Annotated in this window: 16 protein-coding genes; 6 read left to right on the top strand and 10 right to left on the bottom strand. The window is 63.6% G+C overall.

Annotated features, from left to right (window positions below):
- From ligD (WJU21_RS16945) to WJU21_RS16935, 3 genes are all read left to right on the top strand, one after another.
- Window positions 1-1,602, top strand: coding sequence for a non-homologous end-joining DNA ligase (gene ligD, locus WJU21_RS16945; RefSeq protein ID WP_346324646.1), 1,602 nt, complete (start codon window positions 1-3; stop codon window positions 1,600-1,602).
- Window positions 1,602-2,501, top strand: a complete 900-nt coding sequence (gene ligD / locus WJU21_RS16940; protein WP_346324645.1) for a non-homologous end-joining DNA ligase — start codon at window positions 1,602-1,604, stop codon at window positions 2,499-2,501. Before ligD (WJU21_RS16945) ends, ligD (WJU21_RS16940) begins: the two co-directional genes overlap by 1 nt.
- An 80-nt stretch (window positions 2,502-2,581) precedes the next feature.
- Window positions 2,582-2,770, top strand: coding sequence for a hypothetical protein (locus WJU21_RS16935; protein WP_346324644.1), 189 nt, complete (start codon window positions 2,582-2,584; stop codon window positions 2,768-2,770).
- An 82-nt stretch (window positions 2,771-2,852) separates the two neighbouring features.
- Here WJU21_RS16935 and WJU21_RS16930 read toward each other — a convergent pair whose 3' ends face one another.
- The 6 genes from WJU21_RS16930 to WJU21_RS16905 form a co-directional block, all read right to left on the bottom strand.
- Window positions 2,853-3,131 carry a hypothetical protein gene (locus tag WJU21_RS16930; RefSeq protein WP_346324643.1) on the bottom strand — a complete coding sequence of 93 codons (279 nt, stop codon included), beginning with the start codon at window positions 3,129-3,131 and terminating at the stop codon, window positions 2,853-2,855.
- 98 nt (window positions 3,132-3,229) lie between these two features.
- A complete protein-coding gene (locus WJU21_RS16925; protein ID WP_346324642.1) occupies window positions 3,230-4,423 on the bottom strand; it encodes an aromatic ring-hydroxylating dioxygenase subunit alpha in 1,194 nt (397 codons plus the stop codon).
- 144 nt (window positions 4,424-4,567) lie between these two features.
- A complete protein-coding gene (locus WJU21_RS16920) occupies window positions 4,568-5,941 on the bottom strand; it encodes a hypothetical protein (protein ID WP_346324641.1) in 1,374 nt (457 codons plus the stop codon).
- Between the two features lie 9 nt (window positions 5,942-5,950).
- A complete protein-coding gene (locus tag WJU21_RS16915; RefSeq protein ID WP_346324640.1) occupies window positions 5,951-7,423 on the bottom strand; it encodes a cytochrome P450 in 1,473 nt (490 codons plus the stop codon).
- A 115-nt stretch (window positions 7,424-7,538) separates the two neighbouring features.
- Window positions 7,539-8,909 carry a hypothetical protein gene (locus WJU21_RS16910; RefSeq protein ID WP_346324639.1) on the bottom strand — a complete coding sequence of 457 codons (1,371 nt, stop codon included), beginning with the start codon at window positions 8,907-8,909 and terminating at the stop codon, window positions 7,539-7,541.
- 10 nt (window positions 8,910-8,919) lie between these two features.
- A complete protein-coding gene (locus WJU21_RS16905; protein WP_346324638.1) occupies window positions 8,920-10,371 on the bottom strand; it encodes a cytochrome P450 in 1,452 nt (483 codons plus the stop codon).
- 291 nt (window positions 10,372-10,662) lie between these two features.
- On the opposite strand from WJU21_RS16905, the gene WJU21_RS16900 reads away from it, so the two are divergent.
- Both WJU21_RS16900 and WJU21_RS16895 read left to right on the top strand, forming a co-directional pair.
- Window positions 10,663-10,953 (top strand): 4Fe-4S dicluster domain-containing protein, encoded by a 291-nt coding sequence (locus tag WJU21_RS16900; RefSeq protein ID WP_346324637.1) that lies wholly within the window; start codon window positions 10,663-10,665, stop codon window positions 10,951-10,953.
- A gap of 88 nt (window positions 10,954-11,041) precedes the next feature.
- Window positions 11,042-11,647 carry a glutathione S-transferase family protein gene (locus WJU21_RS16895; protein WP_346324636.1) on the top strand — a complete coding sequence of 202 codons (606 nt, stop codon included), beginning with the start codon at window positions 11,042-11,044 and terminating at the stop codon, window positions 11,645-11,647.
- A 44-nt stretch (window positions 11,648-11,691) separates the two neighbouring features.
- Here the strand turns inward: WJU21_RS16895 and WJU21_RS16890 are convergent, their stop codons facing one another.
- Window positions 11,692-12,384 carry a M15 family metallopeptidase gene (locus WJU21_RS16890; protein ID WP_346324635.1) on the bottom strand — a complete coding sequence of 231 codons (693 nt, stop codon included), beginning with the start codon at window positions 12,382-12,384 and terminating at the stop codon, window positions 11,692-11,694.
- Between the two features lie 122 nt (window positions 12,385-12,506).
- Here WJU21_RS16890 and WJU21_RS16885 point away from each other — a divergent pair, with 122 nt between their 5' ends.
- On the top strand, window positions 12,507-12,722 hold the full coding sequence (locus tag WJU21_RS16885; RefSeq protein WP_346324634.1) for a twin-arginine translocase TatA/TatE family subunit: 216 nt from the start codon (window positions 12,507-12,509) through the stop codon (window positions 12,720-12,722).
- A 4-nt stretch (window positions 12,723-12,726) separates the two neighbouring features.
- Here WJU21_RS16885 and WJU21_RS16880 read toward each other — a convergent pair whose 3' ends face one another.
- From WJU21_RS16880 to WJU21_RS16870, 3 genes are all read right to left on the bottom strand, one after another.
- Window positions 12,727-13,545 carry an undecaprenyl-diphosphate phosphatase gene (locus WJU21_RS16880; protein ID WP_346324733.1) on the bottom strand — a complete coding sequence of 273 codons (819 nt, stop codon included), beginning with the start codon at window positions 13,543-13,545 and terminating at the stop codon, window positions 12,727-12,729.
- Between the two features lie 8 nt (window positions 13,546-13,553).
- Entirely contained in the window at window positions 13,554-16,115 is a 2,562-nt protein-coding gene (gene secD / locus WJU21_RS16875; RefSeq protein ID WP_346324633.1) for a protein translocase subunit SecD, read from the bottom strand.
- A 102-nt stretch (window positions 16,116-16,217) separates the two neighbouring features.
- On the bottom strand, window positions 16,218-16,643 hold the full coding sequence (locus WJU21_RS16870; RefSeq protein ID WP_346324632.1) for a hypothetical protein: 426 nt from the start codon (window positions 16,641-16,643) through the stop codon (window positions 16,218-16,220).
- Window positions 16,644-16,673: the final 30 nt, after the last annotated feature.

Below are 16,673 nucleotides of genomic sequence, written 5' to 3'. Positions count from 1 at the left end.
ATGCCGCGCGGTTCCGATCAGCTCGGCACCTACCGGGCGAAGCGGCAATTCGACCGCACGCCCGAGCCGCAGGGCGGCAAGGCGACGCGGGCCGGCAACCTCTATGCGATCCAGAAGCATGCGGCGACGCGGCTGCATTACGATCTTCGGCTGGAGCTCGACGGCGTCCTCAAGAGCTGGGCGATCACGCGCGGGCCCAGCCTGGATCCGGCGCAAAAGCGCCTTGCGGTGCGCACCGAGGACCATCCCGTCGATTATGGCGACTTCGAAGGTACCATCCCGTCCGGCAATTACGGCGCCGGCACTGTGCTGCTCTGGGATCAGGGAACGTGGGAACCGATCAAGGATGCACGCCGGGGGTTGAAGGATGGACGTCTCGAATTCGTGCTCCACGGCGAACGTCTCAAGGGCCGCTGGGCGCTGATCCGCATGCGAAACCGCGGCAGCGAGAAACGCGAGAACTGGCTGCTGATCAAGGGCGATGACGACGAGGCCCGGCGGGAGGTCGAGATTACCGAAGCGGCACTGGAGAGCGTCGCGACCGGGCGCACATTGAAGGCCATTGCCGAGAATCCCGAGCGGCGCCGGAAACCAGGCAAGGCGAACGATACACCGCAACGCAGGAATGCGGCGAGCAGGGCGGGGTCATCGCCATTGCCAGGCTTCGTCAAGCCGGCGCTGGCGACCCTCGTCGAGGACGTACCTGAAGGCGATGACTGGCTGTTCGAGATCAAGTTCGACGGCTACCGCGCGATCGCCGCCGCTTCAGGCGACGAGGTGCGCATCTACACCCGGAATGGGCTCGACTGGACGTCAAAATATCCGGCTATCGCGCAGGCTCTTGCCTCGCTCAACCTCGACGGTGCTCTTCTCGACGGGGAGATTGTCGTGGTCGACAAGGAAGGGAAATCCGATTTCGGGGCGCTGCAGGCGCAATTGAAGGGTGGAGGCGGCAGCCTGTCTTTCTTTGTATTCGATGTGCTCGCGCTTGGCGGCGAGAGCCTGCGTTCGAAGCCGCTGGTCGAGCGCAAGGACATGCTTCGCAAACTGCTGGGCAAGGTCGGCAAGACCGGGCCGGTATTTTACACCGACCATGTCGAGGGCAACGGCCAGGCCATGCTCGGCGCGCTGTGCGGACGCGGATTCGAAGGCGTGATCGCCAAGCGGTCCCGCGCGAAATATGTCTCGGGCCGTGGCCATGCCTGGCTGAAGATCAAGTGCGGGGCATCGCAGGAATTCGTCATCGTCGGCTGGTCGCCCTCGGACAGGAACCGGCCGTTCTCCTCGATCCTGCTGGCTGTCAACGAAGGCGGGGTCCTGCGCTATGCGGGCAGGGTGGGGAGCGGGTTCTCCCATGCGGCGCTGGACGACCTGTCGAGCCGCTTTCGCCGCCTTTCGCGCAAAACGCGGCCGGTCGATGGGCCGGTCCCGGCCGATGTGGCACGTAAGGCGCGCTGGCTGCAGCCGAAGCTGGTTGCCAACATTGCGTTCGCCGAGTTCACCAGGGATGGCCTTGTCCGGCATGGCCGTTTCCTGGGCCTGCGCGAGGACAAGCCGGCGCAGGCGGTAATACGCGAGCAGCCGGAAAAGGGGCGCGACTGATGGTTGCCGTCGCGGGCGTCACACTCAGCCATCCGGACAAGGTGCTCTATGCCGATCAGGGCGTGACCAAGCTCGATCTCGCCAGGTATCTCCACGCTGTGTCGCCGCGCATGCTGCCCTATGTCTCGCGCCGGCTGGTCAGCCTGGTGCGCTGCCCCGAAGGCGCAGCCAAACAGTGCTTTTTCCAGAAGCATGGAACAGCGGGCCTGGCGCCGTCTCTGAAGCCGCTGCCGGTGCGCGAGAAGGATGGCGGCGAAGACGACTACCTTTACCTGACCGACGAAACCGGTCTGGTGCGCGCCGCCCAGATGGGCGTGCTGGAATTCCACATCTGGGGCTCCATGATCGACGATATCGAAAAGCCCAACCGCATCGTCTTCGACCTCGACCCCGATCCGTCCGTCAGTTTCGAGTCCGTGAAGCAGGCCGCCTTGCGGGTGCGCGACATCCTCGATGCGCTGGGCCTGCGCAGTTTCCCGTTGCTGACCGGCGGCAAGGGTATCCATGTGGTCACGCCCATCCGGCGACGCCACGAATGGCCGGTGATCAAGGAATTCGCCAAATCCCTCGCGCTGCGGATGTCCGAGGACCAGCCGGACAAATATCTGGCCACCATGAGCAAGGCAAAGCGCAAGGGCCGCATCTTTATCGATTATCTGCGCAATGAGCGCGGCTCGACCGCTATTGCACCATATTCACCCCGAGCGAGGAAGGGGGCGCCGGTGGCCTGGCCGGTAACCTGGGAAAGCCTTGACGGCACGCACAGCGCCGCCTTGGTTCATATCGGCGATGCCGTACCGCATTTGGCGGAACCGGATCCATGGGCTGACTACGTCAACGTCCGGCAGTCGCTTGGGGTCGCGGCGCTTCGGGCGCTGGGGGTCGATGCGAACGGCTAGGGGAACACTCCTTGATGTGACCCGTTCCACAAGAGTGCGCCGGCGCGGCGCAAAGACAGGAACCAGCCAGGAGCCGCTTCATGCAGTCTACCCCGAACCCCGTCACGCCGAACCCGGACCAGCCGCCACTGGAGTTCCCCGAACGGCCCAACGAAGCGCCGCCGGAGATCGAAGAGCCACAGCCTCCGGAGCCGGCCGATGTTCCAATCGAGACGCCGCCCCCGACCATGCCGGACCGCGAATTGCCGCAACCCACCGCCCGGCTCTGACCGTGCCATTCAAATGCAGAACCGCCCCGCACAGCAGGCGGGGCGGTTCGCAAAAAAATTCTCGGTCACGGGGACGGAACGGCTAGCCGCTCTTGGCAGGCGAGTCCTTCTTGTCTGCATCGGCGCCCAGCTTTTCCAGCGCCTCGCTTACCGCCTTCAATGAATCGGCGGGTTGACCGGTGACAGTGCCCGGCATGTTCTCTTCCGAAGCAACCATCAACTGCCGCAGGTCCTGCTCCCATTCCTGCAAGTAGCCGATCTTCTGATCCCTCGTAAGGGATTGATCCTGAATGATATCTTCAGGATGGGCATAGCGCTCGGAAACGTCGCCGGCGACGGGTTCGTGGGTATCTGTCGTCATGTTGAGTCCGTCCTTCGCATAAGTGGCCGTCGATCCGCTAACGCGAAGCCGGCGGTCATTGTTCCTGCCGGGACGGCCTGCAAGCGAGGGCGGCGGGATTACGTGTCCTGTGGGGTGCCCGCGCGGAACAGCGCGTTCAGGTCCTGGTCGCTGGTCTCGAGAATTCGGTCCACCCAGCGGTGGAAGCGGTGTCCGCCGCCTTCGTTTCGGCCGAACAGCACGTGCTTGCGCGCGCCGCTTTCCAGCGCCTTCTGCTGACGCAGGCCAATGGCGTAATCCTCTTCCTGCACGACATATTCCAGCAGCTTGAACTGCTGCAGTGCCTCGAGCCGCTGCTCGTCGGTCGGCTCGTTCTCCATCAGGTACATCTGGGTGGTGAAGGATTCGCCGGGCGTCTCGCCGGGGAACAGTTGCGACAGCATGATGCTGCGTCCGCCGCCCCGGAACGAGGCGATTGAAATGTGCGGGAAGATGGTCCAGACGCCGGCCGACAGGACATCGCTGCTCCACTCGTCCTCAGGCTTCTCCAGCAGGCCGATCATCTGTTTCGACGGCGACGTTACCCGCTGGTGCGGTCCCCAGGCGTAGTACAGCGCCCGGTTGGACATCTGCTCGCCGAAGGTCTCGCGGTGCAGGACGGGCAGGTGGTACAGGTCCAGATAACCGTCATAGGCGATCTTCCAGTTCGGGCCCTTTAGCGTGCGGGCCTCGAACAGGTGCCAGTTCTCCAGGCCGAACGCGCCCAGCATCTCGTCGTAGCCGGCCAGGAAGGCGTCCATCTCGACCGGGGAATCCGCATCGAGGATGACCCAGATCAGGCCGGCGCGCTCGGTGATCGGTAACGGCACTAGGCCGTATTGCGCCATGTCGATCTCACCGAAATCTTCCTTGGCGGCGACGGCAACCAGGTTGCCCTTGTAGTCGAAAGACCACGCGTGATAGCCGCAGACGAAGCGCCGCGCCTTGCCGGTGCCCGGCTTGACGATGGGCGCGCCCCGGTGGCTGCACGAATTGATGAACGCCCGGGCGACGCCGTCGCCGCCGCGCGAGATCAGCACGGGCAGGCCGACCACGTCCATGGCCTTGTAGTCGCCCGGCTGCGGCAGCTCGGCCGTGGCCGCCAGCATCAGCGGGATGCGCTTGAAGACCTTGTCGATTTCCAGCTTGAAGCGGTCCGGGTCGAAATAGTTCGAGGCCGGTACCTTGAACACGTCCGCTTCCTGCGCGATGGTGCCCGCCTGGGCATGCCCGATATTGTCGCGCGCCATCTCGATCAGTTCATGCCGTGCCACGATCCACCTCGTTTCCGAACGCCCAGCGGCGTATTCCGAATGATATCGACCAATCTAGTTTACGGCCGCTGACATTGCCAATGGCATAGGAAAACGGCCCTCGACGAGGGCCGTTCCCGATTATGACCAATGCGGAGCCCGGATTTAGAACTCGACAGGCAGGTCCCAGCAGGTGTGGGTGTCCCACAGCTTCAGCGAGCGCAACTCCGGCTTGGCGCCGGGCTTCAGATGCAGATCGGGGAAGCTGTCGAGCAGCACGTTGAGTGCCGTCGTCGCGGTGTCGCGGGTGATGGCATACATCGACCGGGGCCTGTCCTCGGGTATCGCCGGATGCCTGGACGGCTTGCCGAACCCGAAGGCGATGCCGGCGGGCAGGCCGTCGGCGCGATACTGGCCGCGCGGCTCGCGCTGGCACAGGTCCTTGCGGCCAACGATGAACTTCTCCGGATCCTTGTACTGACGCGGGTCGCGGTTGGCGGCACCTGCCGAACAGATCATCAGGCCGCCTTCCGGGATCAGCTTGCCGAAGCGCTCGACCTCGTGGCGTGCGAAGCGGCGGGCCGACAGCACCGGCGCCGAGTGGCGTAGCGCCTCGAGGAAGGCGAACTTGGCCATGCGGCGCTCGTCCTTCACCTTCTGGAACTCGCCGGCGTTGGTCAGCAGCAGGAACAGCGTGTTGGCGAGGCCGCCATGCAGCGTTTCGTGGTCGCCTTCAAGCAGCGTCACCACCAGATCCTCGGCTGTAGCGGGACCACCGTCCAGGTCGAGGCCGGCAACCGCCGAGATCAGGTCGTCGCCGGGGTTGGCGCGGCGGCTGGCGAGCAGGGGCCGGAAATATTCGGTCAGCTCGCGGATCGCGGCGAGGCCGTCCTGTTCGGCGACCGGGTCGACGTTGAAGCCGTGGGTCATGCGCCAGTAGCGCTCGCAGAATTTCGGCGCGTCTTCCGTCGGCAGGTCGAGCTGGCGGACCAGCAATTCCAGTGCGAAGCGGGCGGCGAAGTCTATGCCAAGATTGGCGCCGCCCTTGGCCCTGATGTCACTGACGATTTCCTCGGCGACCGCCTGGGCGTTGCCGTCGATGGCCTTGGCCTGGGCGAACAGCACCGGCAGCTCCTGGCGCAGGTCGCGGCCATAATCGGCGATGTTGTAGAACCAGCGGCGCGGCCGGGTCTCGAAATTGGCGTCGTCGGTGAAGATCGACGTCACATCGTCATACCGGGTGATCCAGTAGGAATTCTCCAGCCAGTCCCGGTAACTGGGATAGTTTTCCCGCAGGATTTCCAGGAACGGATAGGGATCCCGGATGAAGTCCGGCGAGATCAGCTGCGCCGGCTTGATCTTGGCCGTGGACTGGCCGAGCCGCTCGCGCTGATGGATCTCGTAGGTGCGGAAGCCATGCCCCTTCACGCCGCCCGGCGTGATCGGCACGCCGTTGCGGCCATACGTGATCTTGGGCGCTGCCGCGTCCTGAGGTTTGCCGGTGCCTGCCGCGGCCCGGGTCGCTTCTGTGGTGCTCATTGTCGGGCCCTATTCCAGGTCGTAGTCGATCCAGACTTCCTTGGCCGAGATCAAGCCAATCGGCATCAGGCTGCCGTCGAAGTCCTTTGGCATCTTGTCCACGTTCAGGCGCGGGTTCTTCAAATGGCGCTGCAGGATCTTCGAGCCGATCACGGCTTCCTGGTGCGAAATCCACGCGCCGGGGCACAGATGCGGGCCGACGCCGAACGCCATATGGCTGCACTTGCCTTCCTTGCGGAAGCCGCTGCGCAGCAGCTTGCCGCTGTACAGGTCGGGCCGGAAGATATTGAACGCTTCCGGATCGTTGAAGATGCGGTCGTCGTGGTTGGCGGAAAAGTCGACCATGTTGACCAGTGAGCCGGCCGGGATCTTCACACCGTGCAGTTCGATGTCGAACGAGTTGTGGCGCGGCTGGCCGCCGATCGGGGTCGAATGCCGCAGCGTCTCGTGGAACGCCACGTCCCACATGGCTTCGGGATCTTCCAGCACGGCCTCGAGCTGCTGCGGATGCTGCAGCAGCAGGTACCACATATTCAGGATGGCGCCGCGGGTGGTCTCGCCGCCGCCGCCCACCACCAGGGCGATGTTCGAGGTGATCTCCTCGGTCGACAGGTAATCGCCGTCGATCTGGGTCTCGCACAGCTTGGAGATGATGTCCTTGCCGATGGGGTTGCCGGCCGCGTCATAGAGATAGGTCGGATGCGCGCGGCGCTCCTCGACCAGCGTGCCGACATAATCTTCCAGGTCCTGGCGCGCTTCGAGGCCCTGATGATGGGTCTCCGAACCGCCGAGGCCGGACATCATGGAATTGTACCAGTAGAAGAAGTTCTTGCGGGATTCCTTGGGGAAGCCCAGCACATCGCAGACGACCCGGATCGGAAACTCGTTGGCAAACGCCTTGCCGATGGCGACCGAGCGGACGCCGTTGCGGTCCTGCACGACGCTTTCATCCAGATTGTCCCAATCGGCGATCATCTCTTCCGCGATGCTCTCGATGGCATGCATCCGGTTGTCGAGGGACTTGCCGACCAGGTGCTGGCCATAGAGGTTGCGGCGGCGGCGATGCTCGACGCCGCTCAACTCCAGCTGGGTGTTGCCGAGCACACCGCTCGACGACCCCTTCGGGATCGTGTTGAAGCCTTCGTCGTCGAAATAGCAGGTGGTGATGTCGTCGTAGCGGGTGACGTAATAGCAATTGTGCAGCTTGTCGAAGAACACCGGATAATGGTCCCGCATGATTTTGTAATACGGGTACGGGTTCCGGTAGAACTCGGCGGAATTGAAGATTCGCGGGTCGATCAGCGGCGTGCCGTCGGGCGCATGGCCCATGTCATACGCCTCGCCCACGGGCATCAGCGGAAAGTCGTGGGCCGACACCGATTGCGCGCGCGGCGCATGGGTCGCGGACGAAGGGGCGTTGCCCTCATTCGGTTTGTCGGCGTTCTCGACAATCGTGCTGAGAAAAGAGGTGACGGAGTCCATTCGGAGGCCTCATTCGGTTCAGGTTGGGCCGGAGCGGTCAACCTACATCCTCGATGATGGGTTGGCAATCAGGCAAAAGTCACACGTGACTGGTTAATTGCTGGACTTGCGGCGGTCAGAACACCACCGGCAGGTGCCAGCACGTATGCATCTCGCCAAGCCGCAGGCTGCGCAATGCCGGCGTGGCGCCAGGCTTTAGCCGCAGGTCCGGCAATGCTTCGAGGAGCACGTTCGAGGCTGTCGTCGCGGTGTCACGGCAGAGCGCATAAAGGGAGCGCGGACGGTCTTCCGGTACGGCCGGATGCCTGGTGGGCTTGCCCAGGCCGAATGCCAAGCCGGCAGGCAAACCGTCGGCCCGGTATTGGCCGCGCGGCTCACGCTGGCACAGGTCCTTCCGGCCGACGATGAACCGGTCCGGTTCCTTGTATTGGCGCGGATCGCGGTTGGCGGCGGCGGCCGAACAATGCAGCAGGGCGCCGATCGGAATCAGCCGGCCGAACCGTTCGACTTCGTGTCTCGAGAAGCGGTTAGCCGTCACGACCGGCGTGGAATGCCGCAGCGTTTCCAGCCAGGCAAACTTCACCATGCGCCGCTCGCGCTTCACCAAGTCGAGTTGCTCCGGATGCGTCATCAACTGGAGCCACATATTGGCGATGCCGCCATGCAGGGTCTCGTGATCCTGCTCAAGAAGGGTCACAACCACGTCTTCCGCCGTCGCGGGGCCGTCCTCGAGGTCGAGGCCGGCGATCGCCGAGAGGAGATCGTCTCCCGGGCGGGCGCGCCGTGCCGCGAGGATGGGCCGGAAATACTCGACCAGTTCCTGGATGGCGCCGAGTCCGGCCTGCCGGCTTTTCGGCTCCCACATGGCGCCGCGCTGCATGCGCCAGTAGCGATCGACGAATGTGGGGAAATCCTCCTTCGGCAGGTCGAGCACGCAGGCGAGCAACTCCAACGGCAGGCGCGCGGCGAAGTCGATGGCAAGATCGGCGCCGCCATTGGCCCTGAAGCCGTCAACGATCTCGGCGGCGATGCGCGCCACATTGGCATCGATCCGGGCGGCCTGCGCCGTCAGCACCGGCACTTCCTGTCCCAGATCGCGCCCGAGGTCCTCGATGCCATAGAACCAGCGCTTGGGCCGTGTCTCGAAATTGGCATCGTCGGTGAAGATCGATGTCACGTCATCATACCGGGTGACCCAGAACGAGTTGCCAAGCCAGTCGCGGTAGAACGGATAATTCTCGCGCAGGATCTCGAGAACCGGATAGGGGTCCTTGATGAATTCGGGCGATATCAACTGGATCGGGCGGATCTTGTCGGTGGCCTCCTTGACCCGCTCGCGCTGATAGACCTCATAGGTCCGGTAATCGTTCTGGTTGCCGTTCCTCGTATACAGGGGCACGCCGTTGCGGCCGGTAAACGCGTCCTTGTCCGGGGCGCCGGCCCCGTAGGACGGCGGCCTGACCGCCTGCTTCTCATCAGTGCTCATGCCGCTTGCCTCAGGTCAGATCGTAGTCGAGCCAAAGCTCGCGGGTCTTGTTGATGCCGATCGGCGCCAGGCTGACGCCGTCGATGTCCTTGGGCATGCGGTCGCGGTTGATCCGGGGGTTTTTCATGGTCCGAGACAGGATCTTCGAGCCCACCACCGCTTCCTGGTGCGAAATCCATGCGCCCGGGCACATATGCGGGCCGACGCCAAACGCCATATGGCTGCACTTGCCCTCCTTGCGGAAGCCGCTGCGCAGCAGTTTTCCGGTGTAGAGGTCGGCCCGGAAGATGTTGAAATTGTCCGGATCGGCGAAGATCCGCTCGTCATGGCTGCCGGAGAAGTTGACCATCTCGATCAGCGAGCCCGCCGGCACCGTCATGCCGTGGATCTGCACATCGAACGTGGCGTGGCGCGGCTGGCCGCCGATCGGGTTCGAGTGGCGCAGCGTCTCATGGAATACGGCATCCCACAGGGATTCATCAGCCAGCGCCGCTTCGGCCTGATCCGTCTTCTGCAGCAGGCTGTACCACATGTTCATCAGCGTGCCGCGGGTGGTCTCGCCGCCGCCGGCGACCACCAGCGCGATCAGCGCGGTGATTTCCTCGGTCGACAGGAAGTCGCCGTCCACCTGGCTTTCACACAGCTTCGAGATGATGTCCTTGCCGAGCTTGTTGCCGTCATTGTCGTAGAGGAAGGTGGGACGCGCGCGCCGTTCCTCGACGATGGATTCGACGTAATCCTCGAGGTGCTGGCGCGCTTCCATGCCCTGCTTGTGGGTTTCCGAGGCGCCGAGACCGCCCATGATGGAATTGTACCAGTAGACGAAGTTGCCGCGTGCTTCCTTGGGAAAGCCCAGCACGTCGCAGACGACCCGGACGGGGAACGCATCGGCGAAGGCCTGGCCCAGTTCGATGGTCCGGACGTTGCCGTTGGTAATGCACCACGGCGCATCCACGCTGGCCCAGTCGTCGATCATCTCCTGCGCCAGGCGCTCGATCGCGGGCACGCGGTTCTCCAGCGCCTTGCCGACAAGATGCTGGCCGAACAGGTTGCGCCGGCGGCGATGTTCGACGCCGCTCAGTTCATGGGTGACGTTGCCCAGCACGCCGTTCGACGATCCCTTCGGTATCGTGTTGAAACCGATGTCGTCGAAATAGCACTCGGTCATGTCGTCGTACCGGGTGACGTAATAGGTGTTGTTCAGCTGGTTGAAGTAGACCGGATAATGATCGCGCATCAGCCGGTAATAGGGCCACGGGTTGCGGCGGAACTCTGCCGAGAAGAAAATGCGGGGATCGATCAGCGGGGTGCCATCGGGCGCCGAGCCCATGTCGACTCGTTCACCCACCGGCATCAGGGGAAAGATATCCTGGAAGTCGCCGTCCGCTGCCTTTTCCGTCAAATCCCCGGCATCGGCGCCAAGCGCGCGCGCGAATACCGCCGCAAAGGGTTCCGTATTCATCTGCAATCCCCGTTCATGTCTGACTTTTCCCCAAGCGCACGTTACATCTTGCCCAGCCCCATAGCAACGCCGGATAAAGTCATGCTTGACTTGACCGGGTCCCGCGAGCGTAATGCGCGCGTCGGAACGACACCGCGTCGTACGGGGAAGCAACCGCCTCAGCGTGCCGCCACCGGGCGAATTTCGGGTCTGGGGCTTTGCCGCCTAGGTGTTACAATAAGGTCGCGGGAAGATGAAATAGCGAGCCGACCGTGCCGGGTCGGCCAAGCAAGCTTGAGGCTCGGGAGAACAATGACTTACGTAATCAGCAACGCCTGCATCGACGTGAAGGACATGTCCTGCATCGAGGTCTGTCCGGTAGACTGCATCTACCAGGAAGATGAGGACCGCATGGTCTATATCGAGCCGGAGCAGTGCATCGATTGTGGCGTCTGCGTTTCCGCGTGTCCCGTGGGCGCGATTTTCGCCGATCACGAGATTCCGCCGGCAGCAAAGGATTTCATTGAAATCAATGCGCTGTATTTCACGGACAAGGATGCCGCGCGGGCCAAATCCGCCGAACGAGCCGGCACCAGCATCTGATCAGGTTGCTCCTCGATGACGCCGCGCGGACCGTTGCCCCGCGCGGTCGATCCGTGTTTCCCTGCGGGACAAGGGAAGGGGAGACCACATGAAGCTGTATAATTTCGCCGCGCCCAATCCGCAGAAGGTCCGCATATATGCGGCCGAGAAGGGGATAGCGCTCGAATTGGTGCAGGTGGACGTCATGAACCACCAGCTCCGCACGCCCGAAATGCTGGCCAAGAATCCGCTCGCCGTGGTGCCCTTCCTGGAGTTGGACGACGGCACGGTGATCCGCGAATCTCTCGTCATCATCGAATATCTCGAGGAATTGTACCCGGAGCCGCCGATGCTTGGCAGCACGGCGCTGGAGAGAGCCCGCATCCGCGAACTGGACCGGCTCGCGGAATTCGGCCTGATGGTCGAGCTGGCCAACTATGTTCACCATGTCTCGCCGTTCTTCGCCGACAAGGGGCCGCAATCGCCTGATGCCGCCAAGATGGCGGTCAACTGCTACCGCAAGAACCTTGGCGTCATGGACCGGGAAATCGGGGGCAAGCCCTTCGTGGCCGGCGACAGGCCCTCGGTTGCCGATTGCACGCTCTATGCGATCCTCGATTTCGGGGATTATGTGGGCCTGAAGGATGCCGACGAATTCCCCAATGTCGTTCGCTGGCGCAAGACTTTTGCCACCCGGCCGAGTGCGTCAGCCTGACCGCCCGGAGCCGCAATCCCTAAGGTATAGGGACGCCGCCTGCACTACCGGATCGGAAAGTCGAAATAGGTTTCGGGGAACGGCTCGTTCCCGAGCGTGAAGTGCCACCATTCCTTGTCGAACGGTTTGAAGCCGTGACGCTCCATCACCAGTTTGAGCAGCAGACGGTTCGAGCGTTGCTCGCCGGTGAGTGCCGCATAGTCAGGCCATGATTCCGGGCCGAAGAAGTCGAACGGCGTGCCCATGTCCAGCTCACGTGCCGCGCCGTCCCTGTCGATGCTGACCAGCGTCAGGTCCAGCGTGCTGCCGCGGCTATGGCTCGAGCGGGTCGCCACATAGCCTTCCTCGAACAGCTTCTGCTTGTCGATATCGGGGTAATAGGCGCGCTTTGTGGCCGGATCGTCCGGCATGGACGACCAGCGGACGAAATGCGCAACGGCCCTGGCAGGTCGGTAGGCGTCGAAGACCTTCAATCCCAGGCCGAAGGGCAGCAGGTCGGCCTGCACCTTGCCCAGTGCCTCGGCAGCCTGTGCCGTCAGTACGACATGGACAGCCTCGTATCCGTCGATCCGCTGGCCAACGAAATTGTCCGCGCCGGCATAGCGCAGGTCGAGCACCAGTCCGGGCACTGTCTGGTCGGCGCGAACGAAGCCTTCGGGAAGCGCGTCATCCGCGGCATGCGCCTGAACCATCGACAGCATCAGCAGGACTCCGATCAGGGCGGGCAGGGTTCGCATGACCGCATGGTACCGGTAACCGGCCGCTGCTGGAACCCGCTTGGCACCTCTCTTGAACCGCTGGCCGGGAAGGTCTATGAGGGGGCCTTCAACCTGCTGTTAGGTTGCTTCGGAGGTTACGCATGGCCTGGAAAATTCTCCTGCTCGTCGCGCTCCTGCTGCTCATCTTTGGCAAGGGCAAGTTCTCTGAACTGATGGGCGACGTGGCAAAGGGAATCAAGAGCTTTCGCAAGGGTCTTGTGGAAGACGACGATGAAGCCACGATCAGCATGAAACCGGCGCCCGCCCTCGACACCTCCCGGCCGGCGCCCGAGGCCGCGCGGAAGGAAGGCGCCTAGGCGCTCATCCGAGCAGCGATAGCCCGGCAAGCCCCGCGACGCCGACGGCGATACGCCACCAGCCGAACACTGCAAATCCACGTCGGCTGACGAATTCGAGCAACGCCCGCACCACCAGTAACGCAGTGATGAATGCCGTGACGAATCCAACGGCGATCAGCGCCGTGTCGCTGAAGTCGAGCACGTCGCGGTTCTTGTAGACGTCGTAAACCACGGCGCCCACCATGGTCGGCATGGCGAGGAAGAACGAGAACTCGGCGGCCGAGCGCTTGTCGGCGCCCATCAGCAGCGCGCCGACGATGGTGGCGCCCGAGCGGGAAACGCCGGGCACCATGGCGAGGCACTGGCAAAGACCGATACCGAACGCCATCGGGATCGGATAGGCCATGGCATCGGCATGCCGCACCGGCAGCTTCAACCGGTCCACCACCAGCAGAATGAATCCGCCGCCGATCAGCGTGGCGCAGATCAGGCCGGGGCTCTCGAACAGCACATCCTTGATGTAATCGTGGCCCAGTGCGCCGATCACTGCCGCCGGCAGGAACGCGATCAGGATGCTGGCGATGAAGCGCCGGGCCTTCGGGTCGCCAGGCGCGGCCACGGCCACGCCCAGCAGGCGCTGGGCATAGACCAGCAACAGGGCAAGGATCGCGCCCAGCTGGATTACTACCTCGAAGGTCTTGCCGGTTGACTCGAACCCCATGAAGTGACCGGCCAGCAGGATGTGGCCGGTCGACGACACAGGCAGGAATTCGGTCAGGCCCTCGATCAGGCCCAGCAGCAGGGCCTCGATATAGGTCCGGCCATCCGCTGCCAGCAGCATCATGCTCATCAGGGCATCCGCGCCGGATCGACACCGCCCACATTCGCGTTTTCATCGTCGTTCAGCGCCTCCTTGGCCTGGCGCCGGATGCGCCAGTCGCCCAGGAACAGCAGGATCGGCGCCGCAATGAAGATCGAGGACGAGGCCGCGATGACGATGCCGAAAATCATCGGCACGGCAAAGCTCTCCACTGCAGATCCGCCCCAGATCGCCATGGGCAGCATGGCCAGCAGCGTGGTCGCCGACGTATAGACGCTGCGTGTCAGCGTCTCATTGATACTTTTGTCGATGATGTCACGCAGGTCCATTTTCTGGAACAGACGCATGTTCTCGCGCATTCGGTCGTACACGACGACCTTGTCGTTCACGGTATAGCCGACCAGTGTCAGCAATGCGGCTACGGCGCTGAGATTGAAATCCAGCTGGGTGATCGCAAAGAAGCCAACCACCTTCGTGATGTCGAGCATCATGGTTACGATGGCGCCGATGGCGAAGTACCATTCGAAGCGGAACCAGATGTAGAGCAGCATGATGATGCTCGCGCCCAGTACCGCGTAGATGCCGGTGGTTGCCAACTCGCCGCTGATTTTCGGCCCCACCACCTCGGTGCGCGAAATCTGGCTGCCGGGCGCCGCCTCGTTGATGGCGGCGCGCGCTTTCTCGACCGCGACCCGCTGGGCCCCATCTCCACCAGGCTGAATTTCGATCCTGATCAGGACCCTGGTGTTGTTGTCGGCGCCCTGCAACGAGATGTCTCCCAGGCCAAGGCTGCCCAGCTTGTCTCGCATTGCGCCGAGGTCTGCCTTCCCTTCAGCCGGTTCGACCTCCATCTGGATGCCGCCCTTGAAATCGATGCCGTAGTTAAGTCCCGGCACGATGAACAGCACGACCGAGGCCGTGGACAGGATTGCCGATACCGCGATGCCCAGGAAGCGGGCGCGCATGAACCTGATGTTCGTGCCTGTGGGAACGATCTGGAACGGCGGGTCCATCTTCAGGACCTTGAGCTTCCGCACCTTGATCCACCAGATCATCATGACCCGCACCATGGTCAGCGCGGTGAACAGTGAGATGACAATGCCCAGGCCCATGGTGATGGCGAAGCCGCGTATCGGACCGGTGCCTACCGCGAACAGCAGGATCACGGCGAACAGCGTCGTCATGTTGGAGTCGATGATGGTCGAGAACGCCTTCTTGAAACCGTATTCCAATGCGGCGAAGGCTCCCAGCCCGCGTCGGCTCTCCTCGCGGATGCGTTCGTTGATCAGCACGTTGGCGTCCACCGCCAGGCCGATGCCCAGCACGATACCGGCGATGCCCGGGAGGGTAAGCGTCGCGCCCAGAAGGGTCAGCACCGTCAGGGTCAGAATGGTGTGAATGAGCAGCGCCACGCTGGCGATGGCGCCCCAGGTGCCGTAGAGCAACAGGATCAGGACGAACACCAGCACGAAGCCGATGAAGCCGGTCCACGCGCCCATCTTGATGGAATCGGCGCCAAGATCCGCACCCACGGTGCGTTCCTCGATCACGGTCAGCGGCGCGGGCAGGGCGCCGGCCTTCAGCATGGTCGAGAGGTCCTTGGCCTCCGTGGTCGTGAAATTCCCGGTGATGACGCCGGCACCGCCAAGGATGGGTTCGTTGATGCGCGGCGCGCTCAGCACCTTGCCATCCAGTACAATGGCCATTCTCTCGCCTGCGTGCTCACGGGTGGCACGGCCGAACTGCTGTGCGCCCGTGCTGTCGAACTTGAAGCCCACCTGCGGCTCGCTGGTGTATTGCGAGAAGCTGACATCCGAATTCTCGAGGTGATCGCCGGTGACGATCGGCCGCTCGATCAGCGCCAGCTGTTCGCCGGTTTCCACGTCGGGCAGCACGAACACGCCGTGCGGCGGTGTTTCTCCGGCCATGACCGGCGTGGTGACCAGATGGAATGTCATCTTGGCCGTACCGCCCAGCAGCTTGGTGATGCGGCCGGGATCCTGCACGCCGGGAAGCTGGACCAGGATCCGGTCGCTGCCGATTCGCTGGATGGTCGGCTCGGCCACGCCGGCGCCGTCGATGCGCTTGCGCACGACTTCGAGGCTCTGGTCTACGGCTGCCGTGATCCGCCGGGTCGTGCCGGCTTCGGTGAACGTCACGCGAAGCTGGGTGGCGCCGCCGGATTCAATATCCACGTCCGGCTGGCTCGGCCCCATGGCCGTGGCCGGTGCCTGGGTGACATCGCGGATGAGCTCACGCAGCTGGTCGGCGCGGCTCGGGTCGCGGAACGTCACGAGGACCGAATCGCCGACCGGTGCGGCGCGCACGCTGGAAATCTTGTCCTGGCGCACCTTGGTGGCGATGTCGTCCGCCATGGATTGCAGGCGCTCCTTCATCAGCGCCTTCGAGTCCACTTCGAGCACCAGGTGCGAGCCGCCGCGAAGATCGAGGCCCAGGGTGACCTGCTTCTTCGGCAGCCAGTTCGGCATGCGATCGAGCTGTGCCGAGGTAAAGACGTTGGGCAGCGCCAGTATCACCCCGACAAGGACGATGAAGCTGTACAGGTAAATCTGCCACTTTGGGATCTGCATGGGGTCGCCTTTTGGGCTGGAGTCCGAAGCCATGCCGCTTGGGCGGGCGTCTTCATCGAATTCTCTGGATATAGTTCGGCCGCGCCGCAAGGCGCGGTTGGGCTAGGCCGCCAGGGATGGCGGCGCCCTTGGACGGGCAGCGACCGGCGCACGCAATGGCGCCATCTGCTGCTTGTTGCCCAATATTGGTATCACCGGACCGCGCAGGGGATCGAAAGAGACCGTCCGCACAATGCCGTGCGCGCCGGGCAGTCCGCCGCCCGACAATTTGGGCGTCGGACGCGCAGGATCGGCAATGACGGCGGCGGCGCGCCCTGGCGGCTGCGCCGTCCCCTGGGTGCCGGCGACATCCGCGGCGTGGCTATTTGACTTGCCAGAATCAGTCGAGGCAGTGGCGCCGGCAAAGCCATGATCCACCGCCACAGAGAGCATCAGCAGCGGTAACGCCACCAGCAAGGCCTTCGCCCGGCCGCAGTGCCGGACAAAGACCCCCGTCCAGATGCCGCCCGCGAGTCGGGCTTTGGTCACGGTCGTACTCCCTGAAGCGACTGCCGGCGG

The sequence above is a fragment of the Emcibacter sp. SYSU 3D8 genome (assembly GCF_039655875.1).
Lineage (GTDB): Bacteria > Pseudomonadota > Alphaproteobacteria > SMXS01 > SMXS01 > RI-34.
Note: the sequence above shows the minus strand (reverse complement) of the source record. Positions and strands in the feature narration are given on the sequence as shown.